The sequence below is a fragment of the Mesorhizobium denitrificans genome (assembly GCF_003403035.1).
Classification (GTDB): domain Bacteria; phylum Pseudomonadota; class Alphaproteobacteria; order Rhizobiales; family Rhizobiaceae; genus Mesorhizobium_G; species Mesorhizobium_G denitrificans.
On the sequence record NZ_QURN01000042.1, the window covers coordinates 1 to 1,462 of the forward strand.

2 protein-coding genes are annotated in these 1,462 nt (G+C 54.7%); one reads left to right on the top strand and one right to left on the bottom strand.

The window, feature by feature from the left end:
- Positions 1–241 precede the first annotated feature (241 nt).
- Complete coding sequence (locus DY251_RS21195; protein WP_116625888.1) at positions 242–556, top strand: hypothetical protein; 315 nt, start codon at positions 242–244, stop codon at positions 554–556.
- A gap of 101 nt (positions 557–657) precedes the next feature.
- On the opposite strand, the gene DY251_RS21200 is transcribed toward DY251_RS21195, so the two are convergent.
- Positions 658–1,462 (bottom strand): calcium-binding protein (locus DY251_RS21200; RefSeq protein ID WP_483466596.1); only part of this gene is annotated, 805 nt, incomplete at its 5' end.

Sequence of the window (1,462 nt, forward strand, 5' to 3'; positions counted from 1 at the left end):
AGCGACCATATCATCCGCACCTTCAAGCTCGTCACCGCAACCAGCAGAACCCGTCGCACCCTCGACACCTTCGCCGGTTGCGCCGTCGGCTCCAAGCAATCCAGTTAAGGAAGTTTCCGACCACAGCGGAGGCGCTTCGAAGCCCGTATTTCCGACTAACCATGCCACCAAAAATGGGGATCATACAGCCGTTCCAGGCGTCGAATCTTCCAACAAGATTGGATCGCATGGGTTTGGCAATATGAACGCCGATCACGGCAGCGCTTCGGCCTCGACCGGCGGCGTTGCTCCGCACAAGGCCGGAATGGCTTTTGGTGAGCAGTGGGCGTTTCATTTCAGCTCGCTGTCAAACGCCAGCTCTCATCTTGACCGCGTCGCTGATCACTTCAGTTCGCACTCTTCCTTCGCATCAAGCCAAAAAGCGGCATTTATTTCCTCTTACGCAAGCAGTTTGGCTGATGCGTTGTCGGGAAACTTCGGAGCGGACGGCCACGGCGACCACTCAAGTCATAGCGCGAAGCAGGGCGCTTCCCACGATGGGTTCCATATTTTCTGATGGGATTGCCATTTCCCGAAATGTTCGGGCTTTTGGCGACATACTGATACGGTAAAAAAAAGGGCGGCACATTGGCCGCCCTTTTTACTATCGATATTACCTTAGATAATCAGGAAGTCCGAGTGGGTCAGGCTCAGATTTGGCGACAGCGTCGCAAATTGAACTGCACCACCAGCGGCATTTCCATTTGAGTCATATATCAGAGCACCCGTATTGGGGTTGTAGATGACGCGATCATTGGCATCATGAGCGCCCGTTCCGGTATGGAACGCTGACGAAGCAAGCGCGCCATCGACCCCAATTGCCTTGAAGATCGAATTGTCGAGCGCAATTGTGTCATCACGGACATTAAAGTCAGTGATCTTGTCGATATTCGTGCGCGCGTTCGGCAGGGTGTTGAACACGAACGTATCCTTGCCAGCACCGCCAGTAAGTACGTCGTTTCCGTGCATGCCGGCGAGTACGTTATTGCCGCTATTTCCGACGATTTTGTTGGCAAGGCTATTGCCCGTTCCGTTGATCGGATTGTTGCCCGTCAAGGTAAGGTTCTCAACCAGGCCGCTTACATTTGGTCCGGAAAGGGAGAGGGAAACGCTGGAATTGATTTTATCAATGCCTCCCGACCGATAACCTGACTCAATTACAACATCGGAGGTGTGATTGACGGTGTAGGTATCGTTTCCGCCATAGCCGCGCATGGTGTCGGCGCCAGCGGTCCCCGCTAACGTATCGGCTCCACCCGTTCCCTTGATCGTGTTCACGATTGGAGTGCTTCCGCCGTGATTGCTTCCGTTGTCGGTACCAGTGCCTGTAGTAGGCGTGGTCGGAGCGGTCGGCGTTGTGGGCGTAGTCGGCGTTGTGGGAGTGGTGGGAACTGTGGGGGTGGTCGGAGCTGTAGTGATTGGC